Consider the following 14,758-nt stretch of genomic DNA (forward strand, 5'->3'; position numbering starts at 1 on the left):
CCGGGGGAAGGGACGGATTTGAGTCATCCCCCCGAGATCCGCGGCTACGAGATCCACTACACCCTCGGCGAGCGCGGAACCTTCATCGAGTCCTTCGCCGACGAGTTCACCCTGATGGAGTGGTTCGGCGGGATGACGCGCCGGGGCCTGTTCGACCCCGAGGGCTTCGAGATGCCCGACGAGGACGGCCGCAACGGCTACCGGATCCTCTGCCTCACCGACGACGGGCGGGTCCCCATCAGTTACCTGCACCCCCGCATGGTGCGGGCCCGGATCGAGGCGACCCCTCCCCTGGGCTAGCCCGCCCTTGGGCTCACCCCCAGAACGGCTCGTCCGTCTCGCGCAACTCCCCGTCGGCCCCGAAGATCAGATACCGGTCGAAGTCGGCGGCGAACCAGCGGTCGTGCGTGACCGCCAACACCGTCCCCTCAAACCCCGCCAGCCCCTCCTGCAAAGCCTCCGCACTGGCCAGGTCCAGATTGTCGGTCGGCTCGTCGAGAAGCAGCAGCGTGCAGCCCGACAACTCCAGCAGCAGGATCTGCAGCCGCGCCTGCTGCCCCCCGGACAGGGTCTCGAACGGCCGCCGACCGGCGGGGGCCAGCTCATAGCGGGCCAAGGCGCGCATCGCGTCGTTCAAGGTCGTCCCGAACCCGGTCGTGATGATCTCCGCCGGGGTGCGTCCCCGCAGGTCGGGTCGGACATGGGTCTGCACGAAGTGGCCGGGGACGACCCTCGCCCCCAGCCTCGCCGTGCCCCGGTGCGGCACGGGCAGCCCCGCCAGCAGTCGGAGGAACCGAGACTTGCCCGAGCCGTTGGACCCCAGCACCGCGACCCGTTCGCCGTAGCCGACCTCCAGCCGGAACGGCTTCATCAGGCCGGTCAGCTCCAGGTCTTCGCAGGTCAGGGCACGCTTTCCGGTACGGCCGCCGCGCAGCCGCATCCGTACGTTCTGGGCGCGCGGCGACGCCTGCGGGGGCCCGGCCTCCTCGAAGCGGGCCAGCCGCGTACGGGCGGCCTGGTAGGAGGACGCCACCGCGTCGTTGCCCGCCGCCCGCTGCCGCAACGTCCGCACCAACTCCTTCAGGCGGGCGTGCTCGGCGTCCCAGGTGCGGCGCAGCTCGTCCAGCCGGGCCGCCCTGTCGCGCCGTGCCTGCGCGTACGTGGCGAAGCCGCCGCCGTGCACCCAGACGTTCCGCGACTCCACGGTCACGATGCGGTCGGCGGCCTCGGCCAGCAACCGACGGTCGTGCGAGACCAACAGGACGGTCTTGGCGGCGGCCCTCAGGCGCTCCTCCAGCCACTGCTTGCCCCGCACGTCCAGGTAGTTGTCGGGCTCGTCCAACAGGAGGACCTGATCGGGGCCCCGGAGCAGGGCCTCCAGCATGAGCCGCTTCTGCTCCCCGCCGGACAGCGTGCCCGCCTTGCGATCCCGTACGGCGTCGTAGGGAAGGCCGAGCGCGACGGTGGTGCAGGCGTCCCACACCACCTCGATGTCGTAGCCGCCGGCGTCGGCGTAGTCGTTGATCGCCTGCGCGTAGACCAGTTGGCCGGGCTCGTCGTCCCCGAGCCTCGCCTCCGCCTCGGCGAGGGCCCGGGTGGCGGCGCGGATCCGTTCCGGCGCTACCGACAGCAGCAGGTCGCCGATCGTCCGGTCGGCCGGGACGAACTGCCGTAGGACGCCGAGCCCGCCCGACGTCGTCACCGTGCCCTCGGCGGGCGCCAACTCCCCGGCGACCATTCGGAGCAGGGTGGTCTTGCCCGCTCCGTTGGGGCCGACCAGCGCCGCCTTCACGTTCTCGCCGACCCGGAACGACACGTCGCGGAGCAGCGGACGGCCGTCCGGCAACGTGTAGGTCACCCGGCTCACCTCGACATGCCCCATGACGACCTCTCTCGAACGGCGATCGAGTGACCGGACCATTGATCCGGTACCGGCACAACGTACTAGACTCGTCGGCATGGTCAAGCGTGCAGCGGGCGGGGTGTGGCTCCGGCCCGGGCGATCACAGCGGAACGACCCTCCGCTGTCCCGGGAGCGGATCGTGGCCGAGGCGGTGGCGCTGCTCGACGAGGAGGGCATCGGACGGCTCACGATGCGCCGCCTGGCCGAGCGGCTCGACACCGGCTCCACCACGCTCTACTGGCATGTCGCCACCAAGGACGACGTCCTCGATCTGGCGCTCGACGCCGTGTTCGGTGAGGCGGCGGTGCCCGACGGGACCTCGGGCGACTGGCGGGCGGACGTGACGGCGATGATGACGGCCTGGCGCGCGGCCATGCTCCGGCACCCGTGGACCGGCGTCCTGCTGGGTCGGCCGTTGATGGGGCCGAACGTCCTGGAGCGCACCGAGTTCCTGCACGCCGCCCTCACCCGCGCCGGGCTCACGGGGGCCCACCTCACGGCGGCGGCGTACGCCCTGTCGCACTACGTCATCGGGTCGGCGATGACCCAGGCCGCCTGGCGCGACCACGACGAGGCCGCCACGGACGAGGCCGTCGCGGCCCACCTGAGCACCCACCGCGATCACTACCCGACCCTCGCCGCGCAGGGCCTTCCCACCGGAGGCGGCTGGGACACGAGCTTCGACCACGGCCTCGACTACCTGCTCGACGGCATCGCGGCCAGGCTCGCGTCGGGCTAGGGGCGGGTCACCCTGTCCAGGAAGGCATGGAGGTTGGCGCGCGTGCGGGCGACCTTCTCCTCCAGGGTGAGGGACTCGTCGTAGTCCGCGCCCACCGAGGTCCGCCGCTGGCCGCGCAGGTAGAGGGAGCAGGCCAGGTCGGCGCACAGGTACTGCCCGACCGAGGCGTACCGGTCGGGATCGCCGCGCCGGCGCGCCGCCATCAACGCCACGCCGGTGCTTCCGTGCGTGGTCAGGCACAGGGAGCACATGCTGCGCGAGGTGAAGCCCCGCGCCGCGCCGGAGGCCGCCCGCAGCGCGACCCCGACCAGCCGGTTCCCGTGTTCGGCGACGACGTAGGCGCGACCCGGCGCCCCGGGATCTCGCCATCCGAGGAAGTCGAGGTCGGGCCAGGGCAGGTCGGCGAAGTCCTTGGGGAGGTGCAGGCGCTTGGCCTCCCCCTTGGAGCAGTTGACGAACGACGTGCGGACGTCGTGCTCGGTCACCGGCTTCATGGGCGCCTCCCTAGGGCCACTAAGATACTTCCTAGGACTCCTAGCTTAAGGGAAGGTGAGGCATGGCCCGGGCGGGACTGACCGTCGAACGCCTGACCCTGGCGGCGGCCGACCTGGCCGACGAGATCGGCTTCGAGAGCGTGACCGTCACGGCGCTGGCGCGCAGGTTCGGCGTCAAGGACGCCAGCCTGTACTCGCACATCAAGAACGCCCAGGACCTGAGGTCGAGGGTGGCGGTGCTGGCCCTGGCCGAACTCGCCGACCGGGCCGCCGCCGCGTTGGCCGGACGCGCCGGCAAGCAGGCCCTGGTGGCCTTCGCCGACGCCTACCGGGACTACGCCAGACGGCATCCGGGCCGGTTCGCCGCCGCGAAGATGAGGCTCGACCCGGAGACGGCGGCCGCCAGTGCCGCGCGACGGCACTCGGAGATGACCCGGGCGATCCTGCGCGGCTACGACCTGGCGGAGCCCGACCAGACCGACGCCGTGCGAATGCTCGGCAGCGTCTTCAACGGCTATGTGACCCTGGAGATGGCGGGCGCGTTCAGCGCCCACCCGCGCGAGGCCGAGGTCTCATGGTCCCGAACCCTCGACGCCCTCGACACCCTCCTCAGGAACTGGCCCGCCGCCTGAGTCCAGGGACTCCAGGACCTCGATGGGCAGGTCGCGGCCTTCCGTTCCGAAGCCGGTGGACTGCCAGCGGCCGGGGATGGCGAAGTGGTGGCGGTGGTCGGGCGTGCGCAGGAACAGGGTGATGAACGCGGCCGGCGGGGCCTCGGCGCACTCCGTGCAGACCGGGCGCGGGCCCCGCCCGCCGATCTCGCGTTCCCTCGTCGCCGGGGGATGCAGCGGGTTCACGTAACAGGGCGGGCGGGGTCGTTCGGTGCCCTCCGCGAGGACGGTCATGCCCTGGCGCGCGAGCAGGATCACCCCGACCAGGTCGAGCATCGGATCCGCCTCGCCGTCGGGATCGGGGCCGACGACGTCGGACAGCCGGGTGGCCGCCTCGTGCGCCCGGGTCGCGTAGTCGCCGCCGGGGGCGTCGGGGTCCGGCGGGAGCATGGCCGTCAGTTCCGCCAGCTCCTTCGTGGCCCGTTCGCGCAGCCACCGCCGCGACGGTCGGGCGGGAGCGGGCCGCCGATCGGACCTCCGGCGCGCCTTCAGCGCGTACAGACCGAGCAGCAGCAGAACGGCGGGCAGGCCGAGCGCGAGGGCGACGACGCCGTTGGCGAGGGACTCGCCGACGGCGTGCGGGGCGGGCCGGTCCGACGCGTGGGCCACGCCCGGCACGGCGACCACGAACGCGACGAACGGCACGAACCAGCGCATGGCCACGCAGTCTAAGCCTCAGTCCTCGGCGATGACGATGACACGGTCGTCGGCCGACAGGGTGAGCGGCGCGGACTTGTCGGGGTTGAGCACGACCCCGTAGTCGGGCGGCCGATGGAACCGCTCGCGCAGCCGGTGGCCGATCGCGGTCTCCCCGCGCCGCCGGGCCGCCTCGATGACGGTCGCGAAGCCGACGACGGCGCCGGGCGTCACGTAGTCGGCGGCGGGCTTGAGGTAGATCTCCGAGCCCGCCGGGTCGAGCAGGTCGAAGAACACGTCGTACAGATGGCGGTTCTCGCTGAGCTGGGTGAGCATCAGGCTGATCAGCTTGGCGCTCACCACGAAGTCGTCGGCCTTGGTGACCTGCGCGACCTCCCGGTTCGCGTCGTCGTTGATCTCGCTGACGATGGAGTACGGGTCGCCGAGGCTCTCCTCCATGTCGCGCAGGTGCAGCAGCGTGACCAGGGTGCGGGCGTCGGCGAGATGGGGCTCGAACGCCTCGTCCGACAGCACCACCACGTGCTGGTACGTTCCGACGTCGAGCCCTTCGAGGGTGGCCCGGACGGTGGGGTCGCCGGGGACGAAGTCGATCGTGAGGTTCCGCAGGTCCTCGAGGTCGTCGCGGGGGTCCTCGCACAGTCCGGTGACGGTCAGCCCCGACCCGGCCTCCACGAACTCGTCCAACAGGCGGATGATCTTGGGGGCCCGATGGTTCCAGCCGATCACCAGGGTGCGGGCGGGGGCCGGGTCACGGCGGACGGCGGTGGCGATGGCCGCCTCGACGACGGCGGGCCGCTCCCGCGCCCGCCGGATCAGCAGATCGTCCTCGGCCAGCACGATGACCTCGTCGTCGGCCGCGATCACCGTGTCCATCGGCGGGTTGACCAGCACGCCCCCGTCGGGCCGCCGCAGCCCCACCGGGATGCCCAACTCGTACGCCAGCAGCGCGTCCCCGTAGGCGGTGCCCACCAGGGACGGCTCGGTGCGCATGTAGAACTCGTGACCCTTGAAGTCCAACAGGTCGCTGCACACCTGCGACAGCCCGGACTGCCGGTGGGACTGGACGATCAGCCGGATCGCGATGTCGTCGGCGTCGATGACCCGCGCCGACGGCCCGCCGGCCAGCCGGGCGGCGGGCAGGTTGGTGCCGTCCTGCACGGCGGCCACCACGTGCGGCCGACCGTCGTCCCAGACCCGGGTGCCGAGCGACAGCAGCACCTTGATCACGTGGGTGTCGGGGTCGGCCACCGGCGGGGCCAGCACCACGATCGAACGGGCGGTGCCGGGGCTGACCAACTCCAGGTCGGCGACCTTGAGGGGGTTGCCGCGCCGGCAGACCACCCGGGTGCGGCCGGTGTCGCCGACCCGGGCGCGCAGGGCGTCCTCCATCTCGACCTTGTCGTGGTCGGCCAGGATCGCCACGGTGGAGCGGCGGCGGCTCTGGTTGGCCTCCACCAACTCGGCGATCACCGTGAACACCTGGTCGGACCAGCCGAGCACCACCGTATGGTCACGTTCCACGATCTTCGAACGGCCCTTGCGCAGCTCGGTGAGCTTGGCCTCCAGACCGGTGGTGAGCACGCCGATCAACGCGCTGACGATCAACAGCCCACCCACCGTGGCGGCGAGCATCAGCGCCAGGAACGGTCCGCTGCCCTCGTCGTCGCCCATGGTGCCCGCGTCCAGGGTCCGCAGCATGCTGCGCCAGGCGACACCCGCCCAGTGCCCGTGCCGGTCGCTGTCGCCGGGGGAGATCAGCACCGCCAGCGTGGCCACCGTGAGGATCAACACCCCCGACGCCAGCCCGAGCCAGCCGATCAGCGCCGGGGTGCCCCGCGCCATGGTGGTGTCGAACCAATACCGGAACCGGTCGCGCACCCGCACCTCCCCCGCCCCTTGAGCGGCACGAACGCTAGCAGCGCGGGAGGCGGAGATTACGGGCAATCACGAAGATCGCAGTCGTTCGGCGAGATGGTCGATCACGTCCAGGACATACCCCGCGCGCGCTGGTGACCGAGCCACTCCGACACCAGGCCCCGGTAGTACGCGTCGTGACCCATCAGGTGCTCATGGGTGCCGGTCGCGGTGACCCGGCCCTCCCGCAGGACGACGATGGACGAGGCCGCGCGGACCGTCGTCAGACGGTGCGCGATGACGATCAGGGCGCACTCCCGCGACAGCCGCAGCAGGGTCCGGCGCAACGCCATCTCGCTGTCGGCGTCCAGATGCGAGGCCGGCTCGTCCAGCAGCAGCAGACGCGGTTTGGCCAGCAGCGCCCGGGCGATGGCGACCCGCTGCCGCTCCCCGCCCGACAGCGCGGCGCCGCGCTCCCCCACCGGCGTGTCCAGGCCCTCGGGCAGCCGCTCCACCAGGTCCGACAGGCCGGACAGCGCGATCACCCCGTCCAGGTCCTCGGGGTCGGCGTCCGGAACGGCGTAGGCGAGGTTGTCGCGCAGCGTGCCGTACAGCATCGGGCAGTCCTGCTCGACCAGCCCGATCAGCGAGCGGTACCGGCCGCGGTCCAGCCGGCGCACGTCGTGGCCGTCGAACAGGATCCGGCCGCCGTCGGGGTCGTAGAACCGCTCGATCAGCGCGAACACCGTCGACTTGCCCGCACCGGACGGGCCGATGATCGCGACGTGCCCGTGCCGGGGGACCTCGAACGACACGTCGTGCAGCACCGGCCGCCCCGGCTCATAGGCGAACCGGACGTCCTGGAACTCCAGCAGCGTCCGGCTCTCGCGGGACGGCTCCTGCGGCGGCACGACCTCGCCCTCCCGCTCCGGGGGCCAGGACAGCGCCTCGTTGATCCGGTGGACGGCGCCGGAGCCCTGCCGGATGACCCCGACGGCCTCGAACAGCGAGCCCAGCGGCCCGGTCAGATAGACCATGTACATCAGGAAGGCGACCAGGTCCGCGACGGAGGCGGCCCCGGAGGCGACGCGGGCCCCGCCGATCAGCAGCACCAGCAGGAACGAGCCGGTGATCGCGATGTCCCCGGCGGGGGCCGCCAACGCGTCGAACCGGGCCGTCCGCAGGTTGGCCGCGTGCGCGTCCCTGGCCCGGCCGCCGATCCGCGCGGTCTCGCGCCCCTCGGCCCCCACCGCCCGGACGGTGCGGATGGCCCCGAGGGCCCGTTCCAGGTCGGCGGCCATCTCCCCGGTGGCCTCCTGCCCGCGCAGCGACGCGCTCCGCATCCCGCGCAGCGCGCCCGCCAGCGCCCCGGCGGCGACCGCCACGAGCGCCGCCACCAGCAGGAACAGCCCCGGATCCAGCCAGATCATCAGGGCCGCCGCCCCGATCAGGCCCAGACAGCCGGTGACGGCGTCGGTGAACCCGGTGGCCACGACCCGGCGCAGCGCCATCGTGTCGGTGCCCACCCGGGAGATCAGGTCCCCGGTCCGGTGCCGGTCGTACACCGGCATGCGCAGCCGCAGCAGATGGTCGACCAGGTGCAGGCGGATCCCGAGGACGATGCCCTCGCCGGTGCGCGCCAGCACATAGCGGACGACACCCTCCAGCGCCGCCTGCGCCAGGAACAGCGCGACCAGCGCGACGATCACCGCCCACGCCGTACGGCCCGAGCCGGCGGCCTCGATCGCCCGCCGGACCAGCAGCGGCTGCGCCAGCCCCAGCCCGGAGCCGGCCAGCGTCAGAACGATCCCGGCGGCGACGGGCCCTCGATGGCCGGCGACCAGCCGCAGCACCTCACCCCGCACGGCGCGGCCGTACGGTGATCAGCGGGTTCAGGTACCCGTCGGGAACGTCCTCGCCCACCGGCCGCCCCTCCGCCTCGACCCAGGCGTGCGCGCCGAACGGCGGTTTCGCGCGGGCCCCGACGCACCAGGTCGCCCAAGAGCCCCACATGCGGCACAGCAGCACGGTGGCCAGCGATCGGGGCAGACAGCCCTGGGACCCCAGACAGGTGAGGCTGACCGAGATCACCGCGTCGCGGGCGGCCTTGGCCTGGGTGTGCTGGGCGGGCGCGGCGCCCCGGCTCAGCAGCCCGAGCACGGCGCGCAGCCGTCGCGGCGGCAGCAGCGCCAGCCCGTACGCCACGCCTACGGCGACCCGCGCGGCGACGCGACGCCCCCGGGGGACGCCCGACGGGCGCTCCAGCGCGCTCGGGACCGTCATGACGTCACCAGCCGGGCGGTGCGGAGCTGCTCCACCAGGGCATCGACGTCGGCGAGCGCACGGGCGCGGCCGACGTCGAACTCCTCGGCCAGCGCGGCGGCGGCCTGCTCCGGGGTCTCCCCCGCCAACAGCCGCCGGACGACCAGCGCCCCGGTCGGATTGAGCTGCCAGTAGTCGCCGTTGCGCTGGTCCAGCAACACCGTGCCGTACTCGGTGTCGGTGGCGGCCACCTCGGCGCGGAAACGAAGGCTCAACGGGACATCCCCTTCGCGGCCGGCTCCAAGGTCCGCAGCCAGACCTCGCAGCCGATGGTCGAGTACAGGATCGCCTGGCGGAGGCGCGGGTCGTCCGGGCATCCGGTCAGGTCCTTCAGGGCGGCGGCGTCGACCAGCCCGAGCCGGGCCAGCCGGGAGTCCTCCCACAGCGACTGCAGGTCGCCGCCGTGCAGCCGCAGCCCCTCGGCGGCGTCGAGGGCGGCCTCCGCCTTGGTGGTGCGCCGCAGGCACTCGTCCGGGACGATGCCGCGCATGGCGGCGGCGAGCACCGGCTTGTACCGCCACGGCGTGACGCGGTCCTCGACGCGGACCGACAGGCACGCCTCGATGACCCGGTCGTCCAGGTACGGGGACGCCATCGGCAGGCCCGCGCGGGCGCTCATCTGCTCCCACTGGCGGATGATGCGGGAGCAGTCGCGGATGGCGTGCAGATCGGCGTGCCGTCCCCGGTCCGGCGCCAGCGGCTGAGCGTGTCGGGCCGCGTCGCGGATCGCGTCGGCGGCCGTGCTCACCGCGTCGTCGGTGATCCAGGGGAACATCCGGGGGGAGCCGCCCCAGCCGAGCGCGTCGACGACCGTGGGCGGGGTGGGCGCGCGCAGGTCGGACGCCGCGTCCGCCAGCCACCGCCGGTACGAACGGCAGTCCGCGAGGGCGCGCACCATCGGCGTCATCGGCCAGTGGAACAACGCCCGGAGGCCCCGGAGCCGCTCCACCGCCAGCACCGGACGCCTGCGCAGCAGCCCGTGATACCCGGCCTCGGAGCACCAGGCCACGTGGTCGCCGCCGATGCCGGTCAGGTGCAGCCGGCTCCCCTTGGCGAGCAGCCGGGGAACGTGGGCCAGCAGCCGGGCCCGGTCCATCACGCCGATGGTCGGCTCGTCGAGGGTGTCGTCGATCTCCAGCAGGTCCGCGTAGACCAGCGGGGACTCCTCGGCGGGCCACACCGCGTGCTCGGTGCCGGGCAGGTGCCCGGCGGCCCGCCGGGCCCACCGCAGGTCGTCGTCGGCGGGGTCGCGGCCCGGCCAGGTCGCGGCGATGACCTGCGCCTCGCCCTGTCGTCCGGCGAGGAAGCACAGGGACGTGGAGTCCAGCCCGCCGGACAGGTCGACGCTGACGGTCCCGCCGCTCCCGGTGCGCGCGGCGACCGCGTCGGTGAGGGCGCGGCGGACGTCGTCGGCGCCGGCGGCGAGGGTCCGCACCGGCTCGGGCGGCGTCCACCAGCGGCCGTGCCGGGTGGTCCGCCCGTCGGTGTCGACGAGGAGGTGGCGGCCGGGCGCCACGGCGCTGACCTTCCGCCACATGGGGCCCTGCTGGAGGGGGTGCGGCACCGGCCACAGCAGCCGGACCGCGAGCTGCCGCACGTCGAGGTCGGAGCCGACGGCGGCGGCCAGGATGTCGGCGCGGTCGGCGGCCACCGTCAGGCCGTCGACGCGCGCGTGCCAGACCAGCCGCAGCCCGGACGCGGTGCCCTGGACGCGCAGCCGCCCGTCCAGCGCGGCCACCAGGTGGAAGCTGCCGGGCAGCGACCGGGCCAGCCGGTCGAGCTGGGCGAGATGACGCAGCCGGCCGGCCTCCACGGCGAGCCGCTCGGCGTCGATGGGGCAGCAGCCGATGATCGCCAGTCGGGTCCGGCCGGCCTCGGCCACCGTGATCTGTTCGTCGTCCCAGCGGCCGACCAGCCAGGGTCGACCGGAGGCGTGCAGGAGGGTGCGGGCGCCGGGGGCCCGCAGGGCCGAGGCCACGGCGGGGCCGGCCTCGTGGTCGGGCAGGACCGCGAAGTACGCCTCGTCGGGCCCCGGCCGGTCACAGACGCCGGGGGCGATGGGTCGGATCAACGTCCGTCCGCTCTCAGTTCTTGCTGAGGATCAGTCGGTCGTTGCCCTTGGTCTGGAGCAGACCCGTGGTCTTCCGGAAGGATCCGGCCGCGATCAGCACGGGTGTCTCGTACCGCTTCATCTTCTCCCTTTCTCGCGCACCATCGGGCATTAGGTAAAATGCCCGCCAATTCCCGTTCCGCCCCATGAAGATCAAGGTCCTTCGAGGGTAACGGCTTGGGCAGTGACGAGTCTCACAGCGATCCGCTCCGCTGTCCAGGGCATCCGGCCATTGTCCTATACGGTTGCCATTCGACACGAAAAGCCCTTGGAACGGGGGGCGAATCGGACGATTGCACAATGTCGAATGCCCGACGGGGCACAAATATGTGACAGCGGCGCGGCGGAATTCTGGGCGCCCCCCCGCCGGTGGTCCGGTCCCGTTGTGCGCCCAAGGACGCACTCACGGCCTTGCCCCCCTCGCGGCCGCCGGGGCACAGTGGTCGGAACCCGGATCGCCGAGGGGAGCCCGGCAGGTCATGCGAAGCAGTGCGTTCAGGGGCCGGGACGGATGGCGGCCGTCGGGACGGTGCGCCTTCTTCGTCTGCGACATCGTGGACTTCACCGATCCGGCCCGTTCCGACCGGGTGCGCGGGCATCTGCACCAGACGCTGTACGCCATGGTGGAGTCGGCGTTCGAGGAGGCCGGGCTGCCGCCCGGCGACTGCTACCAGGAGGATCGCGGCGACGGGGCCATGGTGCTGACCCCGCCGGAACTCGACCCGGCGCTGCTCGTGCACCCGCTCGCCGACCTGCTGCGCGGCAGGCTGCTGGACCACAACGAGCTCTCCGCCGAGCCCGCCCGGATCCGCCTGCGGGTCGCGCTGCACGTCGGCGAGGCCCGCTCCAACGACAAGGGCGTCGTCAGCACGGACGCCGACCACGTCCACCGCCTGCTCGACGCCCCCGCCTTCAAGACCGCGCTGGCCGACTCCGGAGCCGTCCTGGGCGTGCTGGCCTCCCAGCGGATGTACGACACGGTGATCCGCGACGCCCGCGGCCTCATCGAGCCCGGCGAGTTCCGCGCCATCGACGTCCAGGTCAAGCGCACCCGGACGACGGGCTGGCTGCGCATCCGCGGCGCACCCTCCGAGCACACCGTCCCGCCCGCGTCCGACCCGAACGAGACCGTCACCGGCGCGACCCGGCAGCCGAACGCCGCCACGGGAACGCGGGCGGAGGCGGCCGATGGCGAGTTGGTGCAGGCCGGTCCTCTGCGGTCGGGGATGCCGCCGCGGGCCGAGGTGCGGATGTCGGCGGCCGGGCTCGGGGGGCGGATGCCGACGGTGGCGGAGTTGTTCGAGGTGGTCGACCGGCTGTTGGACATCCCGCTGATGCAGACGGCGGAGGGCCGTGACCGGGTGGTGGAGTCGCTGAGCCACGACATCAGGATCCGGATCGCGCGTCGGGCGCAGCCCCAGTTGGACGGGCACTCGATCGTGCGGACCTGCGCGGAGTACGCCCACGGGCTGGCGGAGTTCGTCACGCTCGTCCGCGCCTATGTGGGGAACACGGCGCAGGTGCTGGCGCTGGAAGAGGCCGTCGCCCGGATCGGCGAGCCCGAACAGTGACGGAGTCTCGTCCGTTCTATGCCGTTAAGGGCTTCTTTTCCACTGCTTGACGTTTTCCGCTGAGCCGCCGGGTAGGTAGCGGCCACCGATGCCCGGGTCGGGCATCCGTGTCCGTACTCCTCCCAGGATCGCGGGCCGCCGTTCCGGCACGGCCGGCGGACGCCCGCGCTCCGCGCCCGGAAGGGAAGCCGAGCAATGCAGCTTCGTGATTTCCCCTGCCGCGACACCGCCGTCGACCTGGGCAGCCGCACCGCGCGGGTGCATGTGCGGGGCCGGGGCGTGGTGGCGAGCACACCGTCCGTCCTGGCGATCTGCGCCCGGACCGGCCGCTGTCTGGCGGCCGGCGAGCAGGCGTTGGCGATGCGCGACCAGAGCCCCCCGGACGTGCGCTTCACCTGGCCCTTCGAGGGCGGGGTCCCGGCCGAGGACGACTCCGCGCGCACGATGCTGCAGCACCTGATCCACGTCGGTCACAGCCGCCGCTACATGACGAATCCGCGGATCGCGGTGGCCGTCCCCTGCCAGATCACCGACGTGCAGCAGCGGGCCCTCGCCGACGCGCTGGACGCCGCCGGGGCCCGTCAGGTGGCGCTGGTGCCCACCCCGCTGGCCGCGGCGCTCGGCACCGGGCTGCCGGTGGACCGGCCGCAGGCCGTCATGGTCATCGACGTCGGCGCGGTGGTCACCGACATCGCGGTGATGTCGATGGGCGCGGTCGTGTCCGCCCGCACCGTCCGGCTCGGCGGGCAGGACCTCGACCGGGCGATCATCGAGCACGTCCGGCGGACCCGGGGCGTGCTGCTGGGGGCCGAGTGCGCCGCCGAGGCCAAGTCCCGGATCGCCGCCGGCGGGCACCGCGACCAGGGTGTCCTCGTGTACGGCCGGGACGACGCCGACGGGCTGCCGCGCCGGGTGCTGCTGGGCGCCGGCGACATCGGCACCGCGATCGCCGCCCCGCTGGAGGCCGTCTTCGACGGGATCCAGGCCACGCTTCAGGGCTGCACCCCGGAGATGGTGCGCGACCTGTCCCACGGACCGATCACCCTGACCGGCGGCGGCGCGCGGTTCCCCAGTCTGCCCGCGCTGATCCGGGCGCAGACGGGGCTGCACGCCCGGGTCGCCGACAACGCCCGCGACGCGGTGGTGCTGGGAACGGCCATGTTCCTGGACCGGACGCCGGTGATGCTGCGCCGCCGGCCCCGGACCCGCGACCGCCACCGCGGCTTCCTGACCGGGGCCCGGCACCTCTAGGCGTCGGCGGCTAGACCTCGGTGAGGGTCGCGCCGCTCTCGGGGTCGAAGAGGTGGACGGCCTCGCGGTCGAACCACACCTTCAGCGACCCGTTCTCGGCCGCCTGCGACCTCGGGTCGATCCGTACGGCGATCTGCACCGTGTCGCCGAGGTCGTGGGTGCCCCGGTCGCGGGACAGCGCCTCCAGATGCTCCGAACGGGCCATGCCCTGCGCGCCGAGGTCGAAGAAGGCGATCTTCTCCGCGCCCAGCGACTCCAGGATGTCGACGGTGCCGGTGAAGGTGGCCGGCCCGGGGTCGGGGACCAGCGCGGCGTCCTCGAACGACTCCGGCCGGACGCCCACGATGACCTCGCGCGGCCGGCCGTCCTCGCGGAGCGCGGGCCGCATCCGGTCGGCCGGCGGGAAGGTTCCCAGCGGGCAGTGCAGCCCGTCCGGGCCGAGCTCGCCGGGCAGGAAGTTCATCGGCGGCGACCCGATGAACCCGGCGACGAACAGGTTGCGGGGCCGGTCGTACAGCTCCTGCGGGGAGCCGATCTGCTGCACCAGCCCGTCCTTCATGATCACGATCCGGTCGCCGAGGGTCATCGCCTCGGTCTGGTCGTGGGTGACGTACACGGTGGTGGTGCCCAGGTCCTTCTGGAGGCGGGAGATGGTGGTCCGCATCTGCACCCGGAGCCGGGCGTCGAGGTTGGACAAGGGCTCGTCCATCAGGAACGCCTTGGGGCTGCGGACGATCGCCCGCCCCATCGCCACCCGCTGCCGCTGCCCGCCGGACAACTGGCCGGGCTTGCGCTCCAGGTAGGGTGTCAGGCCCAGCAGCCCGGCGGCGTGCTCCACCTTCTCGTTCATCGCGGCCTTGTCCATCTTGGCCAGCTTGAGCGGGAAGCCGATGTTCTGCCGGACGGTCATGTGCGGGTACAGCGCGTACGACTGGAAGATCATCGCGATGTCCCGGTCGCGCGGGGCCCGCTCGTTCATCCGCTCACCGTCGATGCGCAGCTCCCCGTCGGAGATCTCCTCGAGGCCGGCGATCATGTTGAGGGTGGTGGACTTCCCCGAGCCGGAGGGGCCCACCAGGATGATGAACTCCCCGTCGGCGATCCGCAGATCGAGGTCGGCGACGGCCACCGTGCCGTCCCGGTACCGCTTGGTCACCCCGTCCAGAACGATGTCGGCCATCGGCCC

The 14,758-nt window shown here is 73.0% G+C and carries 15 protein-coding genes; 5 read left to right on the forward strand and 10 right to left on the reverse strand.

Annotated features, from left to right (window positions below; genetic code table 11):
* Window positions 1–18: 18 nt before the first annotated feature.
* Entirely contained in the window at window positions 19–300 is a 282-nt protein-coding gene (locus tag DFJ69_RS10750) for a hypothetical protein (protein ID WP_116022344.1), read from the forward strand.
* Between the two features lie 13 nt (window positions 301–313).
* Here the strand turns inward: DFJ69_RS10750 and DFJ69_RS10755 are convergent, their stop codons facing one another.
* A complete protein-coding gene (locus DFJ69_RS10755; protein WP_116022345.1) occupies window positions 314–1,882 on the reverse strand; it encodes an ABC-F family ATP-binding cassette domain-containing protein in 1,569 nt (522 codons plus the stop codon).
* 76 nt (window positions 1,883–1,958) lie between these two features.
* On the opposite strand from DFJ69_RS10755, the gene DFJ69_RS10760 reads away from it, so the two are divergent.
* Complete coding sequence (locus tag DFJ69_RS10760; protein WP_116022346.1) at window positions 1,959–2,642, forward strand: TetR/AcrR family transcriptional regulator; 684 nt, start codon at window positions 1,959–1,961, stop codon at window positions 2,640–2,642.
* Here the strand turns inward: DFJ69_RS10760 and DFJ69_RS10765 are convergent.
* Window positions 2,639–3,136, reverse strand: a complete 498-nt coding sequence (locus DFJ69_RS10765; protein WP_116022347.1) for an FBP domain-containing protein — start codon at window positions 3,134–3,136, stop codon at window positions 2,639–2,641. The two genes, DFJ69_RS10760 and DFJ69_RS10765, sit on opposite strands and share 4 nt — an antisense overlap.
* A gap of 62 nt (window positions 3,137–3,198) precedes the next feature.
* Between DFJ69_RS10765 and DFJ69_RS10770 the strand changes: the two genes are divergently transcribed.
* On the forward strand, window positions 3,199–3,768 hold the full coding sequence (locus DFJ69_RS10770) for a TetR/AcrR family transcriptional regulator (protein WP_116022348.1): 570 nt from the start codon (window positions 3,199–3,201) through the stop codon (window positions 3,766–3,768).
* On the opposite strand, the gene DFJ69_RS10775 is transcribed toward DFJ69_RS10770, so the two are convergent.
* From DFJ69_RS10775 to DFJ69_RS10805, 7 genes are all read right to left on the reverse strand, one after another.
* Window positions 3,709–4,464 (reverse strand): hypothetical protein, encoded by a 756-nt coding sequence (locus tag DFJ69_RS10775; protein WP_116022349.1) that lies wholly within the window; start codon window positions 4,462–4,464, stop codon window positions 3,709–3,711. The genes DFJ69_RS10770 and DFJ69_RS10775 overlap by 60 nt on opposite strands.
* Window positions 4,465–4,482: 18 nt before the next feature.
* Window positions 4,483–6,306, reverse strand: a complete 1,824-nt coding sequence (locus DFJ69_RS10780; protein ID WP_116026546.1) for a CASTOR/POLLUX-related putative ion channel — start codon at window positions 6,304–6,306, stop codon at window positions 4,483–4,485.
* Window positions 6,307–6,443: 137 nt separating this feature from the next.
* Window positions 6,444–8,183, reverse strand: a complete 1,740-nt coding sequence (locus DFJ69_RS10785) for an ABC transporter ATP-binding protein (RefSeq protein ID WP_116022350.1) — start codon at window positions 8,181–8,183, stop codon at window positions 6,444–6,446.
* The gene (locus DFJ69_RS10790) at window positions 8,173–8,601 is read right to left on the reverse strand and encodes a lasso peptide biosynthesis B2 protein (RefSeq protein WP_116022351.1); all 429 of its coding nucleotides are present in this window, start codon (window positions 8,599–8,601) and stop codon (window positions 8,173–8,175) included. Before DFJ69_RS10790 ends, DFJ69_RS10785 begins: the two co-directional genes overlap by 11 nt.
* The gene (locus tag DFJ69_RS10795; RefSeq protein WP_116022352.1) at window positions 8,598–8,855 is read right to left on the reverse strand and encodes a lasso peptide biosynthesis PqqD family chaperone; all 258 of its coding nucleotides are present in this window, start codon (window positions 8,853–8,855) and stop codon (window positions 8,598–8,600) included. The genes DFJ69_RS10790 and DFJ69_RS10795 overlap by 4 nt, the downstream gene beginning before the upstream one ends.
* Window positions 8,852–10,711: a lasso peptide isopeptide bond-forming cyclase gene (locus DFJ69_RS10800; RefSeq protein ID WP_281275833.1), complete on the reverse strand. Its 1,860-nt coding sequence runs from the start codon at window positions 10,709–10,711 to the stop codon at window positions 8,852–8,854. Before DFJ69_RS10800 ends, DFJ69_RS10795 begins: the two co-directional genes overlap by 4 nt.
* Before the next feature lie 13 nt (window positions 10,712–10,724).
* Complete coding sequence (locus DFJ69_RS10805) at window positions 10,725–10,832, reverse strand: keywimysin-related RiPP (protein WP_116022353.1); 108 nt, start codon at window positions 10,830–10,832, stop codon at window positions 10,725–10,727.
* 397 nt (window positions 10,833–11,229) lie between these two features.
* On the opposite strand from DFJ69_RS10805, the gene DFJ69_RS10810 reads away from it, so the two are divergent.
* Both DFJ69_RS10810 and DFJ69_RS10815 read left to right on the forward strand, forming a co-directional pair.
* Window positions 11,230–12,321, forward strand: a complete 1,092-nt coding sequence (locus DFJ69_RS10810; protein WP_116022354.1) for an effector-associated domain 2-containing protein — start codon at window positions 11,230–11,232, stop codon at window positions 12,319–12,321.
* Window positions 12,322–12,516: 195 nt separating this feature from the next.
* Window positions 12,517–13,572 (forward strand): rod shape-determining protein, encoded by a 1,056-nt coding sequence (locus tag DFJ69_RS10815; protein ID WP_116022355.1) that lies wholly within the window; start codon window positions 12,517–12,519, stop codon window positions 13,570–13,572.
* A 10-nt stretch (window positions 13,573–13,582) separates the two neighbouring features.
* Here DFJ69_RS10815 and DFJ69_RS10820 read toward each other — a convergent pair whose 3' ends face one another.
* Complete coding sequence (locus tag DFJ69_RS10820) at window positions 13,583–14,752, reverse strand: ABC transporter ATP-binding protein (protein WP_116022356.1); 1,170 nt, start codon at window positions 14,750–14,752, stop codon at window positions 13,583–13,585.
* Between the last annotated feature and the right edge of the window lie 6 nt (window positions 14,753–14,758).

The sequence above is a fragment of the Thermomonospora umbrina genome (genome assembly GCF_003386555.1).
In the GTDB taxonomy this organism is placed as follows: Bacteria; Actinomycetota; Actinomycetes; order Streptosporangiales; family Streptosporangiaceae; genus Thermomonospora; species Thermomonospora umbrina.

Bases quoted from the DNA above. Each gene is read 5' to 3' on its own strand.
- DFJ69_RS10765 (WP_116022347.1), bottom strand. From the start codon at position 3,136: ATGAAGCCGGTGACCGAGCACGACGTCCGCACGTCGTTCGTCAACTGC.
- DFJ69_RS10770 (WP_116022348.1), top strand. From the start codon at position 3,199: ATGGCCCGGGCGGGACTGACCGTCGAACGCCTGACCCTGGCGGCGGCC.
- DFJ69_RS10755 (WP_116022345.1), bottom strand. From the start codon at position 1,882: ATGGGGCATGTCGAGGTGAGCCGGGTGACCTACACGTTGCCGGACGGC.
- DFJ69_RS10760 (WP_116022346.1), top strand. From the start codon at position 1,959: ATGGTCAAGCGTGCAGCGGGCGGGGTGTGGCTCCGGCCCGGGCGATCA.
- DFJ69_RS10790 (WP_116022351.1), bottom strand. From the start codon at position 8,601: ATGACGGTCCCGAGCGCGCTGGAGCGCCCGTCGGGCGTCCCCCGGGGG.
- DFJ69_RS10805 (WP_116022353.1), bottom strand. From the start codon at position 10,832: ATGAAGCGGTACGAGACACCCGTGCTGATCGCGGCCGGATCCTTCCGG.
- DFJ69_RS10815 (WP_116022355.1), top strand. From the start codon at position 12,517: ATGCAGCTTCGTGATTTCCCCTGCCGCGACACCGCCGTCGACCTGGGC.
- DFJ69_RS10820 (WP_116022356.1), bottom strand. From the start codon at position 14,752: ATGGCCGACATCGTTCTGGACGGGGTGACCAAGCGGTACCGGGACGGC.
- DFJ69_RS10810 (WP_116022354.1), top strand. From the start codon at position 11,230: ATGCGAAGCAGTGCGTTCAGGGGCCGGGACGGATGGCGGCCGTCGGGA.
- DFJ69_RS10775 (WP_116022349.1), bottom strand. From the start codon at position 4,464: ATGCGCTGGTTCGTGCCGTTCGTCGCGTTCGTGGTCGCCGTGCCGGGC.
- DFJ69_RS10780 (WP_116026546.1), bottom strand. From the start codon at position 6,306: ATGGCGCGGGGCACCCCGGCGCTGATCGGCTGGCTCGGGCTGGCGTCG.